18 protein-coding genes are annotated in these 22,607 nt (G+C 61.9%); 9 read left to right on the top strand and 9 right to left on the bottom strand.

Going from position 1 to position 22,607, the window contains the following annotated elements; translation table 11 throughout:
• The first annotated feature begins 29 nt into the window (after nt 1-29).
• Nucleotides 30-554: a carboxymuconolactone decarboxylase family protein gene (locus tag PQQ52_RS25690; RefSeq protein WP_408217507.1), complete on the top strand. Its 525-nt coding sequence runs from the start codon at nt 30-32 to the stop codon at nt 552-554.
• A 1,001-nt stretch (nt 555-1,555) separates the two neighbouring features.
• Here the strand turns inward: PQQ52_RS25690 and ispF are convergent.
• Nucleotides 1,556-2,035 carry a 2-C-methyl-D-erythritol 2,4-cyclodiphosphate synthase gene (ispF, locus tag PQQ52_RS25685; protein WP_408217504.1) on the bottom strand — a complete coding sequence of 160 codons (480 nt, stop codon included), beginning with the start codon at nt 2,033-2,035 and terminating at the stop codon, nt 1,556-1,558.
• 38 nt (nt 2,036-2,073) lie between these two features.
• Nucleotides 2,074-2,790 (bottom strand): 2-C-methyl-D-erythritol 4-phosphate cytidylyltransferase, encoded by a 717-nt coding sequence (ispD, locus tag PQQ52_RS25680; protein ID WP_408217501.1) that lies wholly within the window; start codon nt 2,788-2,790, stop codon nt 2,074-2,076.
• Between the two features lie 121 nt (nt 2,791-2,911).
• On the opposite strand from ispD, the gene mfd reads away from it, so the two are divergent.
• From mfd to mscL, 4 genes are all read left to right on the top strand, one after another.
• On the top strand, nt 2,912-6,394 hold the full coding sequence (gene mfd / locus PQQ52_RS25675) for a transcription-repair coupling factor (protein WP_408217498.1): 3,483 nt from the start codon (nt 2,912-2,914) through the stop codon (nt 6,392-6,394).
• Nucleotides 6,395-6,603: 209 nt separating this feature from the next.
• Nucleotides 6,604-7,842 carry an acetylornithine deacetylase gene (gene argE / locus PQQ52_RS25670; protein ID WP_408217495.1) on the top strand — a complete coding sequence of 413 codons (1,239 nt, stop codon included), beginning with the start codon at nt 6,604-6,606 and terminating at the stop codon, nt 7,840-7,842.
• Nucleotides 7,843-7,897: 55 nt separating this feature from the next.
• Nucleotides 7,898-8,932: a threonine/serine dehydratase family protein gene (locus PQQ52_RS25665; RefSeq protein WP_408217492.1), complete on the top strand. Its 1,035-nt coding sequence runs from the start codon at nt 7,898-7,900 to the stop codon at nt 8,930-8,932.
• Between the two features lie 87 nt (nt 8,933-9,019).
• Nucleotides 9,020-9,472, top strand: a complete 453-nt coding sequence (gene mscL / locus PQQ52_RS25660; RefSeq protein ID WP_408217489.1) for a large conductance mechanosensitive channel protein MscL — start codon at nt 9,020-9,022, stop codon at nt 9,470-9,472.
• A 147-nt stretch (nt 9,473-9,619) separates the two neighbouring features.
• Here mscL and PQQ52_RS25655 read toward each other — a convergent pair whose 3' ends face one another.
• From PQQ52_RS25655 to PQQ52_RS25645, 3 genes are all read right to left on the bottom strand, one after another.
• Nucleotides 9,620-11,593 carry a hybrid sensor histidine kinase/response regulator gene (locus tag PQQ52_RS25655; RefSeq protein ID WP_408217487.1) on the bottom strand — a complete coding sequence of 658 codons (1,974 nt, stop codon included), beginning with the start codon at nt 11,591-11,593 and terminating at the stop codon, nt 9,620-9,622.
• Between the two features lie 79 nt (nt 11,594-11,672).
• Complete coding sequence (locus PQQ52_RS25650; protein WP_408217484.1) at nt 11,673-12,152, bottom strand: response regulator; 480 nt, start codon at nt 12,150-12,152, stop codon at nt 11,673-11,675.
• A gap of 77 nt (nt 12,153-12,229) precedes the next feature.
• Nucleotides 12,230-13,840, bottom strand: a complete 1,611-nt coding sequence (locus PQQ52_RS25645) for a sensor histidine kinase (protein ID WP_408217481.1) — start codon at nt 13,838-13,840, stop codon at nt 12,230-12,232.
• A 403-nt stretch (nt 13,841-14,243) separates the two neighbouring features.
• Between PQQ52_RS25645 and PQQ52_RS25640 the strand changes: the two genes are divergently transcribed.
• Nucleotides 14,244-14,738 carry a hypothetical protein gene (locus tag PQQ52_RS25640; protein WP_169488768.1) on the top strand — a complete coding sequence of 165 codons (495 nt, stop codon included), beginning with the start codon at nt 14,244-14,246 and terminating at the stop codon, nt 14,736-14,738.
• Between the two features lie 248 nt (nt 14,739-14,986).
• Here PQQ52_RS25640 and PQQ52_RS25635 read toward each other — a convergent pair whose 3' ends face one another.
• Nucleotides 14,987-17,461: an AsmA family protein gene (locus tag PQQ52_RS25635; protein ID WP_408217477.1), complete on the bottom strand. Its 2,475-nt coding sequence runs from the start codon at nt 17,459-17,461 to the stop codon at nt 14,987-14,989.
• A gap of 185 nt (nt 17,462-17,646) precedes the next feature.
• Between PQQ52_RS25635 and PQQ52_RS25630 the strand changes: the two genes are divergently transcribed.
• Both PQQ52_RS25630 and PQQ52_RS25625 read left to right on the top strand, forming a co-directional pair.
• Nucleotides 17,647-18,357: an ABC transporter ATP-binding protein gene (locus tag PQQ52_RS25630; RefSeq protein WP_408217475.1), complete on the top strand. Its 711-nt coding sequence runs from the start codon at nt 17,647-17,649 to the stop codon at nt 18,355-18,357.
• Nucleotides 18,354-19,160: an ABC transporter permease gene (locus PQQ52_RS25625; protein ID WP_408217472.1), complete on the top strand. Its 807-nt coding sequence runs from the start codon at nt 18,354-18,356 to the stop codon at nt 19,158-19,160. Before PQQ52_RS25630 ends, PQQ52_RS25625 begins: the two co-directional genes overlap by 4 nt.
• 22 nt (nt 19,161-19,182) lie before the next feature.
• On the opposite strand, the gene PQQ52_RS25620 is transcribed toward PQQ52_RS25625, so the two are convergent.
• Both PQQ52_RS25620 and PQQ52_RS25615 read right to left on the bottom strand, forming a co-directional pair.
• Nucleotides 19,183-19,746 (bottom strand): DUF6013 family protein, encoded by a 564-nt coding sequence (locus PQQ52_RS25620; RefSeq protein WP_408217469.1) that lies wholly within the window; start codon nt 19,744-19,746, stop codon nt 19,183-19,185.
• A gap of 233 nt (nt 19,747-19,979) precedes the next feature.
• Complete coding sequence (locus tag PQQ52_RS25615; RefSeq protein WP_408217466.1) at nt 19,980-20,996, bottom strand: zinc-binding alcohol dehydrogenase family protein; 1,017 nt, start codon at nt 20,994-20,996, stop codon at nt 19,980-19,982.
• A 166-nt stretch (nt 20,997-21,162) separates the two neighbouring features.
• On the opposite strand from PQQ52_RS25615, the gene PQQ52_RS25610 reads away from it, so the two are divergent.
• Complete coding sequence (locus PQQ52_RS25610; protein ID WP_408217464.1) at nt 21,163-22,140, top strand: LysR family transcriptional regulator; 978 nt, start codon at nt 21,163-21,165, stop codon at nt 22,138-22,140.
• Nucleotides 22,141-22,302: 162 nt separating this feature from the next.
• Here the strand turns inward: PQQ52_RS25610 and PQQ52_RS25605 are convergent, their stop codons facing one another.
• Nucleotides 22,303-22,605: a hypothetical protein gene (locus PQQ52_RS25605; protein ID WP_408217461.1), complete on the bottom strand. Its 303-nt coding sequence runs from the start codon at nt 22,603-22,605 to the stop codon at nt 22,303-22,305.
• Between the last annotated feature and the right edge of the window lie 2 nt (nt 22,606-22,607).

Raw genomic sequence — 22,607 nt, 5'->3', positions numbered from 1 at the left:
TTTTATCGACAACCTGATAGGAGATGTCAATGGAATTCTTGTCTTCGATTAAGGCACACGTGCCTGACTACGCCAAGGACATTCGGCTGAATCTGGATGGGACGATTGCGCGCTCGTCGCTGGAGGGAAATGACGCGGTCGGCGTGGCGTTGGCGGCGGCGTTTGCGGCGAAGAGTACGGTGATTATCGACGCGATTCGCAATGCCGGGGTTTTGTCGCCGGAAGAGACAAACGGCGCGCTCACTGCAGCTGCGCTGATGGGAATGAATAACGTGTGGTATCCGTATGTCGAGATGACGGACAACGCGGACTTGAAATCGCAACCGGCGCAGTTACGGATGAATGCTTATGCGTCGCATGGCGGTGTGGATAAGCGTCGGTTTGAGATGTATGCGTTGGCGGCTTCGATTATTGGCAAGTGTCATTTTTGCGTGAAATCGCACTTTGATACGCTGGTTGCTGAGGGGATGAGTTCTACTCAATTGCGGGATGTGGGTCGCATCGCGGCGGTGGTTAACGCTGCTGCGCAGTGTATTGCTGCTGAGGGTAAGTAGTTTTTTTCGCGCAGCGGGAAGTAAGGTTTTTTTTCGCTGCGCGGTTGTGGTTTGTCTGCCTGTGGTGTTGGCCTTTCCTTGAATTCTTATTGGTTTATTAGCGTTGCCCCTGTGCGGGGCGGCACTTACTTTCTTTGCCGCCGCAAAGAAAGATAAGCAAAGAAAGCGGCTCACACCGCTAATTCTTAAACGGGTCCCCCGCACAGTTACGGTAGTGGTGCATCTGGAATCGGTGTTCTCGCACATTCAGCCTTCGCGACAAGGCTATCATGCTTCCCGCCTCGCACTACGTGCTCGCCGGAAGGGTTCATCATGTAAACCCATGGCTTCGTTTAGGCATGGCGGGAGCCTTCAGCTTCGCCTCGGCGGAATGCCCCCGCCTTGGAATCGCCTCCGGCGCCCAACAGGGCTAGCGGCATACGAGGTGCGACTGCGCGCTGGAAACGCAGGCTGCCCTTTGAAAGGTCGCAAGCATCAAGTCCTACAGGCGGCCCGATGAAGTGCCGCAGGCATCGAATACGATATGCGGCTTTCCGAGGCGCCACGCGCCTCGAATACGACAAGCGGCTTTGTGAGGTACCACGAACTTCGAATACGGCAAGCGGCTTTGTGGGGTGCTGCTGAGCGTAAAACGGTGGGCGGTCTTTACTGAAGTACCGCTTCGGCGCGCGCAGCGCCGCCGGAAGTATGACGCCCTTGTCACTCACGTCGAGTGTGCGAGAACACGGATTCCAGATGCACCACTACCGTAACTGTGCGGGGGACCCGTTTAAGAATTAGCGGTGTGAGCCGCTTTCTTTGCTTATCTTTCTTTGCGGCGGCAAAGAAAGTAAGTGCCGCCCCGCACAGGGGCAAACGCTAATAATCCAATAAGTAATCAAGGAAAGGCCAACACCACCAGCATACAAACCAGAAGCGCAAAACAGGCAAAACAGATCAAGAAAAGTCAAACGCCATAGGTATGCAGACAAACAACCGCCGTAACGGCAAAAAACCTAAACTCAATTCCTGATCAACAAAACCACAGCCTGCGCCTCAATCCCTTCCCCACGTCCGAGATACCCCAACTTCTCATTAGTCTTAGCCTTAACATTAACCCGCTCAACCGGCAGGTCAAGATCCGCTGCGATATTCGCCCGCATCCCATCGATATGAGACGCCAGCTTAGGCGCCTGCGCAACCACACTGCTATCCACATTAGCAATAGAAAAACCTGCGGCCTTAACGCGAGCAAAACACTCACGCAATAACACCCGGCTATCCGCGCCAGCGAACCTGGCATCCGTATCGGAAAAATGCCGCCCAATATCCCCCATCGCGGCGGCACCAAAAATAGCATCGGTAATGGCATGCAGCAGCACATCCGCATCCGAATGGCCAAGCAGCCCGCGCTCATAGGGAATCGTCACGCCGCCGATAATCAACGGACGTCCCGGCACCAGCGCATGCACGTCATACCCCTGCCCAATTCTGAAATCCATATGCGTCAAGCCCGTTAATTAAAATTGAAATCGTCGAATCAGGAAGCGGAAGCGGGCCGGCACAGAATCGCCTCGGCCAGATCGAAGTCTTCCGGATAAGTGACCTTGAAGTTGCGCAAGCTGCCCTGAACCAATCTGGGCGCGTGCCCCAGCCACTCGATCGCGCTCGCTTCGTCGGTCAGGTCATGGCCGTCCGCCTGCGCGCGCAAAATCGCCTCGCGCAACATGCCAATGTGGAACATCTGCGGCGTCTGCGCCTGCCACAGGCCATCGCGCGCTTCGGTACGGGCAATCCGCCCGTCGGACGAACCCGGGTCGATCCGCTTCAGCGTATCCGCAACCGGCAAGGCCATGATGCCGCCCACCGGGTCGTCCTTCAGCGCGCCGATCAGGGTGCGGATCAAGCCAGGCGTAATGCCCGGCCGCGCGGCGTCGTGCACCAGCACCCAGTCGTCGTCGCGCGCGCCAAACTCGGCCAGCGCGTGCAGCCCGTTCAGGACCGACGCCTGGCGCGACGCCCCACCGGCGCGGCGCACGGCGAAACGCAAGCCGCCGAAGCGGCGGCCGTCGAAGTGCTGGTCGTCAGGGGCAATCACGACAAGGGTTTGCGCAAACTCGCTGCAGGCGTCGAAAGCCGCCAGCGAGTAATGCAACATGTCGCGGCCGGCGACAGTGCGATATTGTTTGGGCATCGCGGCGCCGGAACGGCTGCCGGTGCCAGCGCACGGAATCAGGGCAAATAGACGGGAAGTCACGAGTGCGGACGCCGCGAAGTAAAAGTAAAGGACGGATTTTATAATAGGTCCTTCGCATCTACGCCCTGACACGCGTAAACTTGCCGATCACGTGTGAGCCTGAGGCCGCCTTTTCTCTTCTATGCCAGACATCGCCGCATCATCGCAGTACTCCCCGCCCGTCGCGCTCGTCAAGGCCGGCCAGCGTTTTGCCTTCGACGGCACGCACGGCTCGTCCGATGCGCTGCTGATCGCCCGCTACCATCTCGCCTATCGCGAGAAGGTGCCACTACTGGCGGTCGTCTGCGAAAGCGCCGTCGACGCGCAGCGCCTCGCGCAGGAAATCGGCTTTTTCGCGCCCGAAGCACGCGTGCGCCTGTTACCCGACTGGGAAACGCTGCCTTACGACACCTTCTCCCCACACCAGGATCTCGTCTCCGAGCGCCTCGCCACGCTGCACGATCTGGGCGAAGGCCGCTGCGACATCCTGCTGGTGCCCGCGACCACCGCCCTGTACCGGATGCCGCCTGCCTCGTTCATGGCGGGCTACACGTTCTCCTTCTCACAAGGCGAGCGCCTCGACGAAGCCAAACTCAAAGCGCAATTGACGCTCGCCGGCTACGAACACGTGAGTCAGGTGGTGCGTCCGGGCGAATACTGCGTGCGCGGCTCGCTGCTCGATCTGTATCCAATGGGCTCGCCCCTGCCGTACCGGATCGACCTGTTCGACGACCAGGTCGATTCGATCCGTGCATTCGATCCGGACACCCAGCGCAGCCTCTACCCGGTGAAGGACGTGCGTCTGCTGCCCGGCCGCGAGTTCCCCTTCGACGAAGCCGCGCGCACGGCATTCCGCAGCCGTTGGCGCGAAACCTTCGAGGGCGACCCGAGCCGCGCGTCGATTTATAAGGATATCGGCAACGGTGTGCCGTCGGCGGGCATCGAATACTATCTGCCGCTCTTCTTCGACGAAACGGCAACGCTGTTCCATTACCTGCCTGAAGGCGCGCAACTGGCGTTTGTGGGCGATCTGGACGCGGCGATCAAGCGCTTCACCAACGACACCCGGCAGCGCTATAACTTCCTGTCGCACGATCGCGACCGGCCGATCCTGGAGCCGCAACGTCTGTTCCTGTCGGACGAGGACTTCTTTACCTTCGCCAAGCCGTTCGCGCGGCTCGTCTTGCCTGCCAACGCGGGCGGCGGCTGGTGCGTGCCGTTGCCGAACCTCGCGCTCGACCGCCATGCAGACGATCCGGTCGCCGCACTGCGAGCCTATCTCGACACCACGCCGAACCGCGTGCTCTTTGCCACTGAATCGGCCGGCCGGCGCGAAACGCTGTTGCAACTGCTGGCCGACAATCATCTGAGGCCCGCCTCGAGCGACAGTTTCCAGGACTGGCTCACCGGCGACACGCGTTTCGCGCTCGGCGTTGCACCGCTGGCCAACGGTTTTGCGGTGCCCATCGACGGCATCGCGATCATTACCGAGACTGAGCTTTATGGCCCGCTCGCACGTCGCACGGGACGGCGCCGCCAGGAGCAGGCCAGCAACGTCGATTCGATGGTGCGGGACCTGTCCGAGCTGAAAATCGGCGATCCGGTCGTCCATTCGCAGCACGGCATCGGCCGCTATATGGGCCTCGTAACGATGGACCTCGGCGAAGGCGAGACCGAGTTCCTGCACCTCGAATACGCGAGCGACAGCAAGCTCTACGTGCCGGTCGCACAACTGCATGTGATTTCGCGTTACAGCGGCGCCGATCCGGAAAGCGCGCCCTTGCATTCGCTCGGCTCCGGCCAGTGGGAAAAGGCCAAACGCAAAGCCGCGCAGCAGATCCGCGACACCGCAGCGGAACTGCTGAACCTGTATGCCCGTCGCGCCCTGCGCGAAGGCCATGCGTTCGCGCTCGAACCGAAAGACTATGTGAGATTCGCCGAGACCTTTGGCTTCGAGGAAACACCCGACCAGGCCGCAGCGATTGCTGCCGTGATCGGCGACATGACGAGCGGCAAACCGATGGACCGCCTCGTGTGCGGCGATGTCGGGTTCGGCAAGACCGAGGTGGCATTGCGCGCGGCGTTCATCGCGGTGATGGGCGGCAAGCAGGTTGCGCTGCTGTCGCCCACCACGCTGCTCGCCGAACAGCACACGCAAACGTTTACCGACCGTTTCTCGGATTGGCCGGTGCGCATTGCCGAATTGTCGCGCTTCAAGTCGACCAGGGAAGTCAACGCGTCGATCCAGCAGATCAACGAAGGCACGGTCGATATCGTGATCGGCACGCACAAGCTGCTGTCGTCGGATGTGCAGTTCAAGCGGCTGGGGCTCGTGATCATCGACGAGGAACACCGTTTCGGCGTGCGTCAGAAAGAAGCACTGAAGGCACTCAGAGCCGAAGTCGACGTGCTCACGCTCACCGCGACGCCGATCCCGCGTACGCTCGGCATGGCGCTCGAAGGCCTGCGCGATTTCTCGGTAATCGCCACCGCGCCGCAAAAGCGCCTCGCGATCAAAACCTTCGTGCGTCGCGAAGAAGACAGCGTGATTCGCGAAGCGATGTTGCGCGAGTTGAAACGCGGCGGCCAGGTCTACTTCCTGCACAACGAAGTCGAAACGATCGAGAACCGCCGGCAGATGCTCGAAGCGCTCGTGCCCGAAGCACGTATCGCGGTCGCGCATGGACAGATGCACGAGCGCGAACTCGAACGCGTGATGCGTGATTTCGTTGCGCAACGCGCGAACGTTCTGCTGTGTACGACAATCATCGAAACCGGTATCGACGTACCGAGCGCCAACACGATTCTGATTCACCGCTCCGACAAGTTCGGCCTCGCGCAATTGCATCAGCTGCGTGGCCGCGTAGGCCGCTCGCATCACCAGGCTTACTCGTATCTGCTGGTGCATGACCCGCAAGGACTGACCAAGCAGGCGCAGCGCCGTCTCGAAGCAATCCAGCAGATGGAGGAACTCGGTTCGGGCTTCTATCTCGCGATGCACGACCTCGAGATTCGTGGCACGGGTGAAGTCCTCGGCGACAAGCAATCGGGGGAGATTCAGGAGATCGGTTTCCAGCTCTATACCGACATGCTGAACGACGCTGTGAAGGCGCTCAAGGAAGGCAGGGAGCCGGACCTCACCGCACCGCTCGCCGCGACCACCGAGATCAATCTGCATGCGCCCGCGATTCTGCCGGCCGACTATTGCGGCGACGTGCAGGAACGGCTGTCGCTCTACAAGCGCCTCGCTAACTGCGAACACAACGATTCGATTGACAGCATTCAGGAAGAATTGATCGATCGCTTCGGCAAATTGCCACCGCAAGCGCATGCGCTCGTCGAGACGCATCGTCTGCGCCTCGCGGCCAAGCCGTTGGGCATTTTGAAAATCGATGCGGGCGAAACGGTGATCGGCTTGCAATTCATCCCCAATCCGCCTATCGACGCGATGCGAATCATCGAGATGGTGCAGAAACACAAGCACATCAAGCTCGCGGGCCAGGACAAGCTGCGCATTGAAACGCGCAGTCCGGATCTGGCCGTGCGTGTAGCAACGGTGAAAGAAACCCTGCGCGCACTCGGAACACCCAGCCGCGGAACGGCGGCCACGGCTGCAGCGCGCTAACGGGTCGTGCCGTAGCGCGCTGTTGTGTGCTGATACGCCGGTATCGCGTCAACGTCGGCGCAGATACCGGCACCCTTGGCCGCACCACTAAAAAAACGGGGTACGTCTAGCCGTTTTTCAGTCATGCTGCGGTGCGCAAACGCGCGCCGCAGCATACGGGTGAGTTTTTTTTGGGTATGATCGAAAGACTCAAATGCTGGAGTCTTGTCATGTCTCACGTCGCTGAATCAGCGCAGTCCTCGCCAACGCCCGCCTCTGAATCGAATTCCTCCTCACCTGCTTCGCTCCCCTGGGTAACCCGTCTCGTGTCAATGGACACGGTGAGCCGCAATCCCAATCTCGGTCTGATCGAGACCGTGCGCGATGAACTGCGCGCAGTCGGCATCGAGGCCACGCTCACTCACGACGAAAGCGGCAAATGGGCCAATCTGTTTGCAACGATTCCCGCACACGACGGCGAGACTAACGGTGGCGTTGTGCTGTCAGGCCATACAGACGTGGTGCCCGTAGACGGTCAGCAATGGGACAGCGATCCGTTCAAGCCGGAAATTCGCGGCGATAAGCTGTACGGCCGCGGCACCTGCGACATGAAAGGCTTTATCGGCGCGGCGCTTTCGCTCGTGCCCGAGATGCAGCGCACGCGGCTCGCCAAGCCGATTCACTTCGCCTTGTCGTTCGACGAGGAAGTGGGTTGTGTCGGCGCACCGCTCCTGATTGCCGATCTGATGAAGCGCGGCGTGAAGCCGGACGGCTGCATCGTCGGCGAGCCGACCAGCATGCGCCCGATCGTGGCGCACAAAGGCATCAACGCGTATCAATGCTGTGTGCGCGGCCATGCGGCGCATTCCTCGCTGACACCGAAGGGCTTGAACGCCATCGAATACGCCGCGCGTTTGATCTGCTACATCCGCGATATGGCCGATCAATTCCGCGAGCAAGGCCCGTTCGACGAACTGTATGACGTGCCCTTCACCACGGCGCAAACCAGCACGATCGTAGGCGGCAACGCGATCAATACCGTGCCGGCCGAATGCAAATTTCAGTTCGAATTCCGCAACCTGCCCACGCTCGACCCCGAACCGATCTTCGCGCGCATCGACCAATATGCGCGCGAAACACTGCTGCCGAAAATGTTGCGCGAGCATCCATCCGCAGCCATCGAGATCTCCAAAATCGCCGCGGCCCCCGGCCTCGATTCGTCTGAACAAGCCGCGATCACGCAACTCGTGCGCGCGCTAACCGCGGACCAGGACAAGCGCAAGGTCGCGTACGGCACCGAAGCCGGACTGTTCTCGCTGGCGGGCATTCCGAGCATTGTATGCGGCCCCGGCGACATCCAGCAGGCGCACAAAGCCAACGAATTCGTGGCGCTGGATCAGCTCGTGGCGTGCGAACGTTTCCTGCAAAAATTCATTCACAGCATGTCGGTAGATGCGCACGCGCACTGAAACTGATCGCTGCAAAAATAGTCTTATCCATACCGAGGAAAAACACGCCCACACCATGTCAACCGCCACGACGCAGCACACCGACCATACGATCGACGGCGAGCCGATCCCCACACTCGACGACATCGCTACGCAGCACTTTGCGTTGACGCCGTGGGTAACGCGAACGCCGGTGTTCGACCGGCTCGACTTTCCGACGCTGGAAGGCACGGTCGTGAATTTCAAGTTCGAGTTGCTGCAGGCAGGCGGCAGCTTCAAGGCGCGTGGCGCGTTCACCAATCTGCTCGCGCTCGACGAAGCGCAACGCAGTGCGGGCGTCACCTGTGTATCGGGCGGCAATCATGCGGTGGCGGTCGCGTACGCGGCGATGCGGCTTGGCATCAGCGCGAAGGTCGTGCTGTTTCGCGCCGCCAATCCCGCGCGCGTTGCGCTGTGCCGGCAATTTCACGCGGAAATCGTGTTCGCGGAAAACATTGCCGAAGCGTTCGAACTGGTGCGCCGTATCGAGGCCGAGGAAGGCCGTTTTTTCGTGCACCCGTTCAACGGTTATCGCACCGTGCTGGGCTCGGCCACGCTCGGCTATGAATGGGCCACGCAAACGCCCGACCTCGAAGCGGTGATTGTGCCGATCGGCGGCGGCGGTCTCGCTGCCGGTGTGGCCACCGCCATGCGGCTCGCGAATCCACGGGTGCACGTGTACGGCGTCGAACCAGAAGGATCCGACGCGATGGGCAAAAGTTTCGCGGCCAATCACACCGTCAAGATGGGCCACATGCACACCATTGCCGATTCATTGGCGTCGCCGCATACCGAGGAATACAGCTACGAATTGTGCCGCCGTCATATCGACGAGCTCGTCACCGTATCCGACGACCAGCTACGCGCGGCCATGTTGACCTTGTTCGGACAACTGAAACTGGCGGTCGAACCGGCTTGCGCCGCGGCTACGGCGGCGCTGCTCGGGCCGCTGCGCGAAAAGCTGCAAGGCAAACGCGTAGGCGTCTTGCTATGCGGCACCAATACCGACCCGGTCAGTTTTGCAGCGCATATCGAACGGGCGCGCCATAGTCAGTCACAGCTTCCAGAATAAGGTCATTCCGCTCTTTCCTTGCCAAAAGACTAGCCTATCCTTCTCAGATTGGTATGATTCGATTATCGACTTCTGGGAGGAACGTATATGAGCATGGTCAAGGAATTCAAGGAATTTGCCCTGAAAGGCAACGTAATGGATCTCGCCGTCGGTGTGATTATCGGCGGCGCATTTTCCACCATCGTCAATTCAATTGTTAAAGACCTGATCATGCCGGTTGTCGGTGTTGCCACCGGCGGCCTCGATTTCTCCAACAAGTTCATTCGCCTCGGCGATATTCCCGCCAGCTTCAAAGGCAGTCCCGAGTCGTATAAAGACTTGCAAACAGCGGGTGTGGCGGTGTTCGGTTATGGCTCGTTCATCACCGTGGCCATCAACTTTGTGATCCTCGCGTTCATCATTTTCCTGATGGTCAAGTTCATCAATAATCTGCGCAAGCCGGCTGAAGCCGCGCCGGCAGAGCCGCCGCCGACGCCGGAAGACGTCGTGCTGCTGCGTGAAATCCGCGATTCGCTGAAAAACCCGGCGCCGCCGCGTTAAGCCGACTTAAGTCAACTCAAGCATTCGCGCCTGCCCATTAGCCGGCGCAAATAAAGAAAGGCCTGTTGCGAAAAATCGCCACAGGCCTTTTTCATGCCACATGCAAATTACGCCGTTGCAGTCGACCCCGTCGACGTAGCGAATACATTAAACGTCCTTTTCCGCCTTCTGATTCACCGCGCTTTCAATCATCGTCTCGAGTTGTCCAAAATTGACTGGCTTCGTCAGATGCGAAGTAAAACCGGCGCTCAGGCAGCGGCGCACATCTTCATCAGTACCGAAGCCGGTCAACGCGACTGCTGGCACATCCGAATGCTCGCGGAACGCCTTGACGAAATCGAGACCGGTGCCGTCGGGCAAGCCGACATCGCTGATCACCAGATCGAACGTCTGCGTCTGGGTCGCGGCCAATGCATCGTCCACACGGCCCACGATGGTCACGTCGTGACCCAGGCTGCGAATCAGCTGCCCCATCACCTCGGCGGTGTCCACGTGATCTTCGATCAGCAATATAGTCAGCGGGCCGGGAGAATGCACCTGATCAGGCGCGGCAACGGGCGGTGATTGAACAGGCGCGGAAGCGGTCGGCAGCGTGATCGTGAAAGTCGCCCCGCAGTGTGCGCCCGGACTCTGGGCGACCACCGTGCCGCCATGCACATCCGTCAGCGCTTTGGTGATCGCGAGACCGAGACCCAAGCCGCCGAATTGCCGCGTCATGTTCTGATTGCCCTGCTCGAACGCGTTGAACAATTTGCCGATCTGCTCGGGCTCGATGCCGATGCCCGTATCCTCGACCGAGATCTGCACGTGCATGCGTTCATCTTGCGTGCGCACATAAATATGGCCGCCGTCCGGCGTGAACTTGGCGGCGTTGCGAATCAGATTCCACAGCATCTGTTGCAAGCGTGCGCGGTCGGCGAGCACGTAATGGTGCTGTGCATTCTTTCCGACGTGCACGTCCTGCTGCTTGACCTGAATCTCGCTGTGAAAGAGTTCGAGCACGCTGTCGATCACCTCATGCACGTCGACGGTTTCGAGCGACAGACGCAGCTTGCCGTTCGCCACCCGTGTGAGATCGAGCAGGTCGTCGATCAGGCGCGCTTCGAGTTCGACGTTGCGGCGGATCATACGCACGCTCGCGCGCGCCTGATCGGGCAGATCCGGGATCATCTCCAGCACGCTGGCGCCCGCCAGTACCGGCGTGAGCGGCGTGCGCAATTCGTGCGACAGCATGGCGAGGAAGCGGTCTTTCGCACGATTGGCTTCTTCGGCAATCTGACGGGCAGCCTGCTCCGAGGCAAGCAGACGCTCGCGTTCCTCGATCGCCTCGCGCTGGGGATGAATGTCCGTGAAACTGCCAAACCATTTGCTGACATTGCCTTCGGCGTCACGCATCGCGACGGCGCGGACGTCGAACCAGCGATATTCGCCGTCGTGGCGGCGAATCCGCAATTCGTGCCGATAATCACTCGCGCCGCTCGTCACCGCTTTGAGCCAGGTACGGCGAATCTCTTCGCGATCGTCGGGATGCACCACATCGAGCCACGCGAGGCCGTACGAAGTGCTTTCCCCCAACCCTGTGTAGTCGAACCACTGCTTCGAAAGGAAATCGCAATCCCCCGCGGCATTGCTGGTTAGCACGAGGTGCGGCAACGCCTCCGACAGCGTCCGGTAATGCTGCTCCCGGTCACGCAACAGCAAGGCATCGTCCGACGCCTTCTGCAAGCGCACTTGCGAGAGCACCCGCTCGACAGCCTCGGGCAGATAGTCGAGGTAGTCGCCGGATTTCGGCACCACGTCGGATACGCCCGCGCGCAATGCTTCGATCACCCGGGATTCGTCGGTAAAACCGGTCACGAGGATGGCGGGGATCCTCCCCCCTTCCACGCGCAAGCGGCGAAAGAAGTCGAGGCCGGTCTCAGGCCCGCTGAGTTGGTAGTCGAGCACCAGCAGGTCGGGCGTACCCATGGCGAGCCGCTCGCGAGCCGACTCGACACCCGCGCAGATGGCGACCCGGCAACCGGCGCGTTCAAGCGACTTGCGCGCAAGCCGCAAGATGCCTTCGTCGTCATCGACGACCAGCACATACGCGGCGGGCTGCGTGGACACTTCTTCGGGCATGCTGAGTCTTCTTTGGCTAGGTCTGGTGTAGCAATCTTGTCACGGGCCGCTTTCGGAGCGCCTTCACATGAAGCTTACGTCACGGCGCGCCCAGCCGGTGGCCAGACGGCAGCTTGACCACCTGCAGGAAGAAGCCGAGACGGCGCACCGCTTCGATGAACGCGTCGTATTCGACCGGCTTGGTGATATAGACGTTACAGCCCAATTCGTAACAGCGCGCGATTTCGCGCGGATCGTCGGTTGTGGTCAGCACGATCACGGGCACCGCGGCTGTCTGCGGCGAATCCTTCAGACGCCGCAGCACTTCGAAGCCATCCACGCGCGGCATTTTCAGATCGAGCAGCACGACGAAATTCGTCAGATCTTCGCGCGGCGGGTAAGGACTCGCGGCAGCGTCCACCGGCGCCGGGCCGAAGAAATAATCGAGTGCTTGCTGGCCATCGCGAAAGCGCACGAAACCGTTTGAAATGCCGGCGCGGCGCAGATTGCGCTCGACCAGCGTGGCATGGCCGTCGTCATCTTCGATCAGCACAATGCTGACCGTTTCCCCGTGACTCATATGCCCTCCGTGCTGACAATCTGTTTTCGTATCATGCGCTTAACTGTTCCCACCGTTTCCCCAAGGGCCTGTCCGGCTCAATTGCGCGCAGGCTGTTCCGGCAATACGACGAAAAAGGTCGACCCCGCGCCTTCCGCCGACTCGACCCACACGCGGCCGCCATGCCGTTCCACCACGCGCCGTACCACCGCGAGGCCGATGCCGTCTCCATTCGCGACGTCGCCGTGCAGACGCTGAAACGCCCGGAACACCTTCGACATATACGCCGCCGGAATTCCGAGGCCATTGTCGCGCACATAATAAGTGCGCGTGCGCAACGCGCGCGGGTCCGTTCCGTCGACTGGCTCCGGATCCAGCGCGCCGACCTCGATGCGCCCATTGCGCGCCGGGTCGAGATAATTGAGAGCGTTACCGATCAGGTTACTGAAAACCTGCTCGATCGCGCCCGGGTCGCCCCACGCGGGCGGCAACTCGCGCACGGTGACCACCACCGCGCGCTGGTTGATCACGCCCTGCAGCGCGTCGACCACGCGGCCCACCACCCGCCCGACACTCACCCGCTGCCACTGGTATTCGAGCCGGCCGGCACGCGAAATCCGCAAAAGCGCGTCGATGATCGCCGCCGCCCGCGTCACCGCGGTGCGGAGATATTGCAGAGACTCGCGCACATCGCCGTCGAGAATATGCACCATGCGCCGGTGCTCGGCCTCCGGCAGTTTCGCCGCCGCGACGATGCTGTCCAGTTCGTCGCACGACACCTGTAATTCTTTCGAAAAGCCTTGCAGATTCACCAGCGGCGAGCGCAAATCGTGCGACACGCTGTAAATGAACATTTCATTGTCTTGCGTCTCCTGGCGCAGTTCTTCGTTGACGCCCGCGAGTTCCTGCGCGCGCGCTTCGAGTCGCGCTTTCAGCCTCGCCTGCTCGCCATCGGCCTCGCGCAAACGCGCGCCCGTCTGGTGCAGCACCGCGTCGAGCGCGGCAATTTCGTCGTTGCCCGATAGCGGCGCTGCGAGTTGCCGCCCGCGGCCCAGGCGCTCGGCATTACCCGTCAACACCTCCAACCGCCGGCCGATGCTGCGCGCAAACACCATGGCCGTGGCCGCCCAGATCAGCATCGAGCCCAACACCGCGGCAATCAGCGCGTATTGCTGGCGTTCACGCCGCCTTGCGAGCGCCGCACCGCGCTCGGTGTCGAGCCGCGAGGCCTCGTTACTGAACTCAGCCAGCTGTTCGCGAAACAACGCGATCTGCTGGGGAAGCGCAGCCGATTCCATCCCGGCAAACGAATTCAGGTTGCGTCCTTCGTGCAGAGCCTGCGAGATCCCGGCGGCCTGCGTACGATACGCTTCGATCGCCTGCTGCATCTTGTGCACGCGCTCGACCTGTTGCGGCGCATCCGCCACCAGCGATTCGAGATTCGAAAGCCGGTCGCCGAGATCGACCCACACGGTACGGCGGTCGATAAACTGCGGATCGCCGACGACCATGCCCGTGCGAATCCGCGCGGCCTGACGCAGCAGCGGGTCGACAATGGCCGACGACTGATAAAGGATCTGCTTGCTGTTGGTGACCCACTGCGCGGCCTGCGCTGTTTGCTCCTGGGTATCGAAGACGACGCCCAGAAGCGCCAGCTCGACCACGCTCGGCACTGCAATCAGCAGCAGACCCTTGGTGAATAGTTTCATGTTCGCCCGAAGGGTCGTTCAAGCCGTGGCGGTACGCACGGACCACGCGCCTCGCATCGCCCTGCCACCCCGCGCCCGCGGGCCGTTGCGATGCAGGACTGGCAGGCACGCCACGGTGCAGCCGGACGGGCCATTATCGACGTGAATGTGAGATATTTCAACGTAGTGGCAAGATGCGCTCGCCCACACAAAAATGACTTTTTTATTGGTACGAGATGTTTTTTCGGCGGCGCGTGCGTCTATGATGGAGACAGATGTGCTGGGAAGCGAAAGCGCGCGGCGAGGCGGTTCGGCATGATTCGTGCGGGAGGCGGGACGGCGTAGACGCCGAATCATCGTGAATCCGGCCTTGTCGTATGCTATAAAAGATCGACGTGCGGCGCGCGAAGCCGGGAGTTGTCGCATGAGGACGCTGCGTTTCTTGCAATTCTTTTTCAGGCGAATTTTTATGTCCTTCCCGAAAAAGCGTAGGCGCGCGAAGGTGGACGGCGATGAGTCGTTCCTCGCGGTACTACGACATTTCAAGCCGTTCAGTCAGCTCGACACCAAAATCGCGCGCGCTCGCGCGCAGGACGAGCCGGTGCTCTATGCGCATGTGCTGCCCGGGCTCGACGTTCTCCTGTGCAGTGTACGAGGCGCCCAGCCACCCTATCCAGCGCCCGCCGAATTGCGGCGCCGCTGTATCGAATCCATCACCAATGCGTTGGAGCAGCCGCTCGATGGGCTCGAGAACGGCGGGTATTGGTATGAAGCCGATGGGTTTGGATTCCTGGTGTTTGCCAGCCGGGCCAGAGGCAAGATCCTGACGGAGTTTGGCGCCACCCGCGTTGGCGGCGCCCGGCGCGGAGTTCGCAGGCAGGATGCGGCAGGCGATGCCGCTCCGCGCTCGTTAAGGTAATCGACTATCTTTTTCTTTCCCGTGGCAGCGCCGTTGTCTGCATGACTACGGCGTTGATCCCGTTGTTCTCTTTTGCCTGCACGGCGCCTGTTTGCCTCCCCGCGTGCCAAGGGCGGCGCCTTTCCCTTTCTTGCCTGGATGTTGACGTTCGCCACGTACCGTGGGAACGCTAATCAGCCACAGGAAAATAAGGGAAAGGCCGGCGCCGAAGGACCAACTCCACCCGTCCGCGGACATAGCGGAAAACATCAGTTCCCCTTGTATTCAGCCGCATCGGCCGGTGATTTGACCGCCGGCTTCTTTTCGGCTGCAGCCGGCGAGGAAGCGCTTCCAGCAGACTTGTTGACCGGCGCACCGTCGAGGGAAATGGCCGTTTTAGGCTGCTGCCTGACGCCCGGCGGCGGCGCAGTCGGCGCCTGACGAACCTGCGACAGCAACTGCCCGCACGGCAACGGTTTGTTATTACTGGGCGCGAGCAGCGGAATCAGCGCCGCAAACGGATTGATCAACCCGAGCCCGATAGCGGCACCGCCTCGCAGCGCCAGCGCGGCGGCATTCACGCCCACGTGCGGGTTCTTGAACGTTCCCTTCACGTACAGCGGCGAGCGCAGCGAAAACACCCGGAAGCCCTTGGTGTGCGGATGCACGCCAAGATCCAGGGTCTCGTCGCGCATATTTACAGTGCCATCGATGTTGATCACCGCGTCATCCGTATCGAGCGCGAAGACACGCGAATCCAGTACGCCGTTCGTGGCGACAAAGTCCGCCGCCGCGCAGTTGATCTTCACGTCGCGATTGCCGAACAGCTTTTCATAGACCACGTTGGCCACGTTCAGTCCCGCTGCTTCCATCAGCAGGCGGCTCACCGTGCCGTCGGTGACCAATGCCTTCACCTCGCCGTTCGACGTCGCCGCCAACGCCGCCGGCGAATTGCCCGTCGCGGTCAGTGCGGCGTCCCCGTTGATTTCACCGAGCGCGTTCTGCATCGTCTTGAAGTTCGGGAACAACTGCTTGAGCTTCAGATGCCGCGCCGAAGTCGCAAAACGACCCTTCAGCGGCGTGGTGCTGCCGTCCAGATGGATATTCGATGACAGCGAACCGCCTGCCACGCCGAACTTCAATGGCTCGAGCGACAGCACGCCGTCGGTCATCACGACGTGCGTGTACAAGTCCGTGATCGGCAGGTTGGTGTCCTTGACGATGCGGCGGCCCGTGAATTTCACGTCGGCGTCGATCGACTTCCAACGGTCAGTGCGGAACTCTTCGACGGGCAGCGCCTTATTGCTCGGCTGCGCCGTCGCATCGCCGCGCTTGGCCTTACTGGCGTTCGAGTCCGCGCCGATGATCGGCGCCAGATCGGAGAACTGCAGCAGATGCGACACCAGTTCGCCCTGCAACAGCGGACGCGGCTCACGTGCCGTGTAGGTCAGCGAGCCATTCAGATCGCTGCCGCCCACCCGGCCTGTAAAATTTTCATACTTGAAGACGTTGCCGCTGGACTTGAACTGGCCGACGAGGCGCCCGTCAGTCGCATAAGGCGGCGTGTCGGGCAAGGTCACGCCCGTCAGCGAATACAGCCGCGCCAGGCTGTTGCCCTGAAGCCAGAGGCGCAAATCCACCGCGGCAAGATGCGCCGGATCGGTGATCGTGCCCACGAGGCCGACGCGCAGGTCCCCCGCTTTCACATCGGCCTGAATCGGGAACGGCCGGTTCGCGTCCTGCAACGCCAGCACGCCACCGACCTTGCCGCTGCCGGATACCGGCGTCTTGTTGTAGGTACCCTTGACGGTCCATCCAATCGCGTACGGCGGGATCACCGGCTTCGCGCCGTTCGCCGTACCCGCCTCGCTGGCGTTCGATGCCGCGGCCACTGCCGTGCCGCTCGCGCCCTCGCTTGCACCGTTCGCCTCACCGGCAATCAGCGCACCTGACGCGCCGTTCGCCGCTGTCGCGCCCGACGCGGTGATCTCCGTCGACGAAGCGCCGGAAGCCGCCGCAGCGGACGCCGCCGCGGCTTCCGACGCCGCCTGCGCGTTAGCCTGGGCAGTGAGCTTGCTCGCGCCTGCTTTACCCACCGCCTCCGCCGAGGCACTGCGTGACGCCGCCTCCTGCTGCTTCATCGCTTCGCCGATCGGAATCGGCTGCCCGAGCGTATCGACGGCCATCTGCATCTCGACCTTTTTCTGCTGATCGGACAGCGCGATATTGCCCTTGGCAAACGCGATGTCGTGCAACTCGAGCTTCCATTCGGAAGGCCCGCTGGACGACGCCAATTTGAAAGTCCAGTTGTTGCGTCCGTCGAGCAGTCGCTCGAGGTCGACCGAGGGATTCACGAGATTGATCGCGGGAATCACGATGTCATGCGTGAGCAGCGGTAGCACCTTGACCTCGAAGTCGATTTCGTCGAGCGTCGCGAAGTGCGGCTGTTTGGTCCAGTCGGGATTGCCTACCGTGATGTTGGCGGCCGAAAAACGCGGCCAGGGCACCCAGCCACGCCAGCCGGTCTCGCCGACCGGATGCTGCCAGCCGACCTTCAGATCGCCATTGATCGCGAACGGCCGGCCGATTGCCTGCGTGACCTTGTCGTTGACGTAAGGGCGAGCCCGGTTCCAGTCAAAGGTCAGGATGAAAATTGTCAGCGCAACAATCAGAATGACGATGATCGCCAGCAACCATGCGATGATTTTTCCTGTCCGCCTTCCAATTGTGCTCGACACTGCCATTGAGAAGCTCCGTCCTTGTTCTTCGTTGTGCATCGGGGCAGCACGTATCGTGCCTGGTAGTATTGTCTGATAGATGCCGTTTTATCATGCCGTACTGTTCGGGCACAGCTTGCCCTGCCATGGAAACGTCAATGAATGTCATGGCGGCCCCCGAATCCACGCAAAAATCCACCGCGACCCCACTCATGACCGATGTTCCCTTCGTCCTCGCCGACGGCATTGCCCGGCGCGACGCACTGCGCGGCCAGACGCTGCTGCAACCGGCGACCTTCGCCCTGCGCGCAGGCGACCGTGTCGCTGTCACCGGGCCATCGGGCTCGGGCAAAAGCGTGTTCCTGCGCGCCCTTGCCTTGCTCGATCCACTCGATGCAGGACGCATCATGTGGCACGGCGCGCCGGTCGAACGCACGGCCATTCCGCATTACCGGCGCAACGTCGCCTATATCCGGCAGCGGCCCGCGCTGCTCGATGGCAGCGTCGAAGACAATCTGCGTTACCCGTTCGAATTACGTACCTATCGCGATGTGCGTTTCGATCGCGCGCACGCGGCGAGCCTCGCCGCCCAGGCCGGCCGCGGCGACGATTTTCTCGACAAGCGCGCGAGCGAATTGTCCGGCGGAGAAGCGCAGATCACCGCGCTGATTCGCGTTCTGCAACTCGCCCCCGAAGTGCTGCTGCTGGATGAACCCACCGCTTCGCTCGATCCGGAATCGTCACACGCGATCGAGGCGCTGGTGCACGCATGGTTCGCGGCCGACCCCGCGCGGCATGCCTCGATGTGGGTCTCGCACGACCCGGCGCAAGCCGCGCGCATGAGCGAGCGGCACCTCACGATGCGCGCCGGTGTGCTCGACGAATCCGCGGTCACGCCCGCACGTCAGGAGCTCGGCCAATGACATTGCAAAACCTGAGTCTGTGGGACGTCGCGATCGCCGCGTTGCTGATCGTGGTGAACGGCGTGGTGTCGGTGGCGCTCAAGCTCGATCTCGAACGCAAGCTCGCATGGGCGGCGGTACGCACCGTCGTGCAGTTGCTGGCAATCGGCTATGTGCTCGGCTGGGTGTTCCGTTACGACCGCTGGTTCGTGGTGCTGCCCTTGATGGCCGTGATGACGCTGATCGCCGGCTTCGCGGGCGCGCAACGCGGCAATCGCACGTATGCGGGGCAACGTGTGGACAGCGTGCTGTCGATCTGGGTCAGTTCGTGGCTGGTGGCGGCGGTCGGACTCTTTGTCGTGATCCGCATTCACCCGTGGTACGAGCCGCAGTATGCGATCCCGATTCTCGGCATGATCCTCGGCAATACGCTGACCGGCGTGTCGCTTGGCATCGAACGGATGACCGAGGAACTGACCGCGCGGCGCGACCGTGTGGACATGGCGCTCGCGCTCGGCGCGACCCGTTGGGAAGCGGCGCAGGCGCCGGCGCGCCAGGCGGTGCGCGCGGGCATGATGCCCACGCTGAATCAGATGGCCGTGGTCGGCGTGGTGAGTTTGCCCGGCATGATGACCGGGCAGGTGCTCGCCGGCCAGTCCCCGTTGCAGGCGGTGCGCTATCAGATCGTGATCATGTTCCTGATCGCGGCGTCGTCAGCCTTGGGAACAGTGGGCGCGGTGCTGCTCACCTATCGGCGGCTCTTCTCGGCGGAACACCGGTTTCTGTCCGCGCGACTGGTGGAGCGAGCCGTGGCGCGGCGTTGAGCGAAGCCGCGCCACGCATCCCTCAACGTTTCGCGGTGACCGCCACTTCGGTGCCGTCACTGAGCGTCAGCGTTTTCGTGCTGCCGTTGACCGGCATCGTAAAACGCAGAATCTGGCTGACGGTCACGTCGTTCGGACACTTGAGCGTTTTGCCGCCGCTCGTCACTGTCTTCACACCGTGCGGCGTTTGCGCCTGAAAGCTCAGCTGCACGGATGCCGTGCCGTCACCAGCGACGACCGGTGCAAAGCGGATCTGCGTCTGACGAATCATCGCGCCGTTGGTATCCGTCGGAAGCGACGAATAATTCGGGCAGGTATCCGTCGCGGGCACGGGGCCACCCGGCGGCACGGTCTTCCACGTGAAGTCGTCCGATTCACCGGAGCGGATCGTGCGCGTTTCCTGTGAGTTGCCGAACTGTTTCGACGTGACGCGAACCGTGTAGCGGATCGGACCGTCGAGGGCGGCCTGCGACGTCACTGTGATCGGCGTGGCCGCGTGAGCCACCGGCACAAGCATGCCGGGCGCGAGAGCGCATGCGAGAGAAGCGACAACTGAAACGGCGGAGAGTTTGAAGCTGGAGCTCATACTGTCACCTCGTTGTTGTGCCGCTGCGCGCTCGCATCAGCGCTACTGCCGATGCACCGCCTGACCAGCCCTGACGAGGCCTGATGATGCCTGGTTGAGGCCCGGCCTGACGGGCCGCGAGACACGCAACTGTTTTAGCATGATGCCCCACCAGTCTACCGCCAAGCGGCGCTGCGCGCGCTTCATACGAATCGGGTGTTACCCCGCTTGCGGTGAAGCGTTTTTTGCGCTGCCTAGAAGCCCGTCAGCACCAGCTTGCCGATCGCACGCCCCTCTTCGAGCAGTTGATGCGCACGGCGCAGATTCCCGGCGTTGATCTTGCCGAGATCCTGTCCGACCGTCGTGCGCAATGTGCCCGCATCGACAAGACGCGCCACCTCGGTCAGCAGTTTATGCTGCTCGATCATGTCCGGCGTGCTGAACATCGAACGCGTGAACATGAGCTCCCAGTGGAACGCCGCGCTTTTCGCCTTCAACAATTCGACTGGCAACGGCTGGCTGTTTTCGACGATCGTGCAGATGCCGCCCTGCGGCTTGATCACTTCAGCGGCTGCGGGAAAATTCTTGTCGGTATCGTTGAAGATCAGCACGTAATCGACCTGGTCGATGCCCAATTTTTTCAACTGCGCGGGCATATCGCCGAAGTGATCGACGATATGATCCGCGCCCAACTCCGTCGCCCATTTCGCCGATTCAGGGCGCGAGGCGGTCGCGATCACTTTCAGCTTCGCGAGTCGTTTGGCCAACTGGATGCCGATCGACCCGACCCCGCCCGCCCCGCCCACGATCAGCACGGTGCGGCCTTCGTCCGCGCCTTGCGGAGACACGCCGAGGCGGTCGAACAGCGCCTCCCAGGCGGTGATCGCGGTCAGCGGCAACGCAGCCGCGTGGGTGAAATCGAGCGACGCCGGTTTGCGCCCGACAATACGCTCGTCGACCAGATGGAATTCGCTATTCGCGCCCGGCCGCGTGATGCTGCCAGCATAGAAAACCGGATCGCCGACCTTGAAGAGCGTGACGTCCGGACCAACCGCCGCCACCGTGCCGGCGGCGTCCCAGCCGAGCACGCGCGGCGCTTTCTCGACGGTGTCTTTCGGGGCCCGCACCTTGGTGTCGACCGGATTGACGGAAATGGCTTCGACCTTCACCAGCAGGTCGCGGCCGGTGGCTTCAGGTTTGGGAATGTCGACATCAACCAGAGAGTCGGCTTGGTCGATTGGCAAATAGCGATAGAGGCCTACGGCTTTCATCACAGCTCCTGTTCTTTCAGATGAGGTTGAGAAACCGGCGATCGTTGCCGCGGGCGCCTGGCGCGGCGCGGCGCGGGCAATCGATCGCATGGACGTCATGCTACGGCGGTTCTTATTCTCATAAAACCGTCATAATTACTGAAACATCTTTTTGAATTTCAGAAGAATGGACCTTCCTGACCATCCTGTAAAACCCGCTGCAAGACCCGCCATAAAACCGTCGCCCGCTGAGCGGGAACGACTGGATCTGCTCGACGTCGCCCTGTTCGTGCGAGCCGCCCTGCTCGCCAATGTGTCGGCGGCCGGCCGCGAATTCGGCCTGTCGGCGGCGGTGGCGAGTTCGCGCATCGCGCAGCTGGAAAAGCGCCTTGGCGCACGCCTGCTGCATCGAACCACCCGCCGCATCAGTCTCACGCAGGACGGCGAAGTGTTCATGACCCGCGCCGAAGCGCTGCTCGACGCGGCCGATGCCGCCCGCGCCTCGGTGGGCCGCGCGCAGGCCGAGCCACAAGGGCGCTTGCGCGTGTCGATGCCGTCGTCATTCGGGCGTCAGCACGTATCGCCGGTGATCAGCGAATTCCTGCGCCGCTATCCCGGCGTCAGCGTCGATCTGCGGCTGACGGATCAGGTGATCGATCTGGTCGATGCGGGTATCGACGTGGCGATCCGCATCGGCGTGCTCAAGGATTCGTCGCTGGTAGCGCGGCGTCTGGCCGTGAACCGCCGCGTGCTGTGCGCCGCGCCTGCTTACCTCGCCGCGTATGGAACGCCACATCATCCTTCGGACCTCGCGCAACACGAATGCATGATCCTGTCCGATCAGCGCGACTGGGCCTTCGTAACGCCCGCCGGTCCGCTGGCGGTGCGCGTGAACGGACGCCTCGTCACCGACAACGGCGAAGTGATTCGCGACGCCTTGCTGGCCGGTTTCGGCATCGCGCTCAAATCGACCTGGGACGTGGCGCCGTATCTGCGCAGCGGCGAACTGGTGAGCGTGCTCGACACCTATCCGCTCGCGGAGAATGTGGCCATCTGGGCGGTCTATCCGAGCCGTGCCTTCGTGCCGCCCAGAACGCTCGCGTTCATTGCGTTCCTCGCCGCGCATTTCGGCGATCCGCCTTATTGGGACGCGAGACCTGAATGAGTTCGGCGTCGCCCAACGCCGGACCGTACCAAAGCGCCGGGCATGATGGCGTGGCCGCGCGTGCATGGGAGCCGGGTCACCGCGCGGTTGCGGCGGCGCATGGGTGGACGCGCCGGCTCGGCACACCGTGACGTTTCCCCACGCATCGGCGCACACGCACCGTCAGCGCTTGCCGCGCCCGCCGCCGCTTGCCTTGCTATCGGAGTTGACGTTCGTGTGCGCGTCGTTCTGCGTCTTTTGCTGATATTCGTCACCGCCGCGGCGGTCCGTGTCCTTCAGTCCGCGCTCGGTATCGCTATGGGCCTGCTTGCCGACGTGACGCGGATCGTCCTCGTGTTGCGATTCCGGGCTCTGATCGGTTTCATGCGGCAGCGGCGCTGACGCCTCCTGAAGCGAATCCGGATGCTTCTTTGCAAGCGGGTCGGCTTGCTTGTCGCCATCGGACGACTGCGGAGAGGTCTTCATGG

The sequence above is a fragment of the Paraburkholderia sediminicola genome, assembly GCF_046030555.1.
GTDB lineage: Bacteria > Pseudomonadota > Gammaproteobacteria > Burkholderiales > Burkholderiaceae > Paraburkholderia > Paraburkholderia sediminicola_E.
Note: the sequence above shows the minus strand (reverse complement) of the source record. Positions and strands in the feature narration are given on the sequence as shown.

Coding starts and splice junctions, on each gene's coding strand:
- mscL (WP_408217489.1), top strand. CDS start 9,020: ATGAGCATGGTCAAGGAATTCAAGGAATTTGCCCTGAAAGGCAACGTA.
- PQQ52_RS25655 (WP_408217487.1), bottom strand. CDS start 11,593: ATGCCCGAAGAAGTGTCCACGCAGCCCGCCGCGTATGTGCTGGTCGTC.
- PQQ52_RS25690 (WP_408217507.1), top strand. CDS start 30: ATGGAATTCTTGTCTTCGATTAAGGCACACGTGCCTGACTACGCCAAG.
- PQQ52_RS25610 (WP_408217464.1), top strand. CDS start 21,163: ATGGACCTTCCTGACCATCCTGTAAAACCCGCTGCAAGACCCGCCATA.
- PQQ52_RS25665 (WP_408217492.1), top strand. CDS start 7,898: ATGTCAACCGCCACGACGCAGCACACCGACCATACGATCGACGGCGAG.
- PQQ52_RS25645 (WP_408217481.1), bottom strand. CDS start 13,840: ATGAAACTATTCACCAAGGGTCTGCTGCTGATTGCAGTGCCGAGCGTG.
- PQQ52_RS25620 (WP_408217469.1), bottom strand. CDS start 19,746: ATGAGCTCCAGCTTCAAACTCTCCGCCGTTTCAGTTGTCGCTTCTCTC.
- PQQ52_RS25615 (WP_408217466.1), bottom strand. CDS start 20,996: ATGAAAGCCGTAGGCCTCTATCGCTATTTGCCAATCGACCAAGCCGAC.
- mfd (WP_408217498.1), top strand. CDS start 2,912: ATGCCAGACATCGCCGCATCATCGCAGTACTCCCCGCCCGTCGCGCTC.
- PQQ52_RS25605 (WP_408217461.1), bottom strand. CDS start 22,605: ATGAAGACCTCTCCGCAGTCGTCCGATGGCGACAAGCAAGCCGACCCG.
- ispF (WP_408217504.1), bottom strand. CDS start 2,035: ATGGATTTCAGAATTGGGCAGGGGTATGACGTGCATGCGCTGGTGCCG.
- PQQ52_RS25625 (WP_408217472.1), top strand. CDS start 18,354: ATGACATTGCAAAACCTGAGTCTGTGGGACGTCGCGATCGCCGCGTTG.
- PQQ52_RS25635 (WP_408217477.1), bottom strand. CDS start 17,461: ATGGCAGTGTCGAGCACAATTGGAAGGCGGACAGGAAAAATCATCGCA.
- PQQ52_RS25640 (WP_169488768.1), top strand. CDS start 14,244: ATGAGGACGCTGCGTTTCTTGCAATTCTTTTTCAGGCGAATTTTTATG.
- argE (WP_408217495.1), top strand. CDS start 6,604: ATGTCTCACGTCGCTGAATCAGCGCAGTCCTCGCCAACGCCCGCCTCT.
- PQQ52_RS25650 (WP_408217484.1), bottom strand. CDS start 12,152: ATGAGTCACGGGGAAACGGTCAGCATTGTGCTGATCGAAGATGACGAC.
- PQQ52_RS25630 (WP_408217475.1), top strand. CDS start 17,647: ATGACCGATGTTCCCTTCGTCCTCGCCGACGGCATTGCCCGGCGCGAC.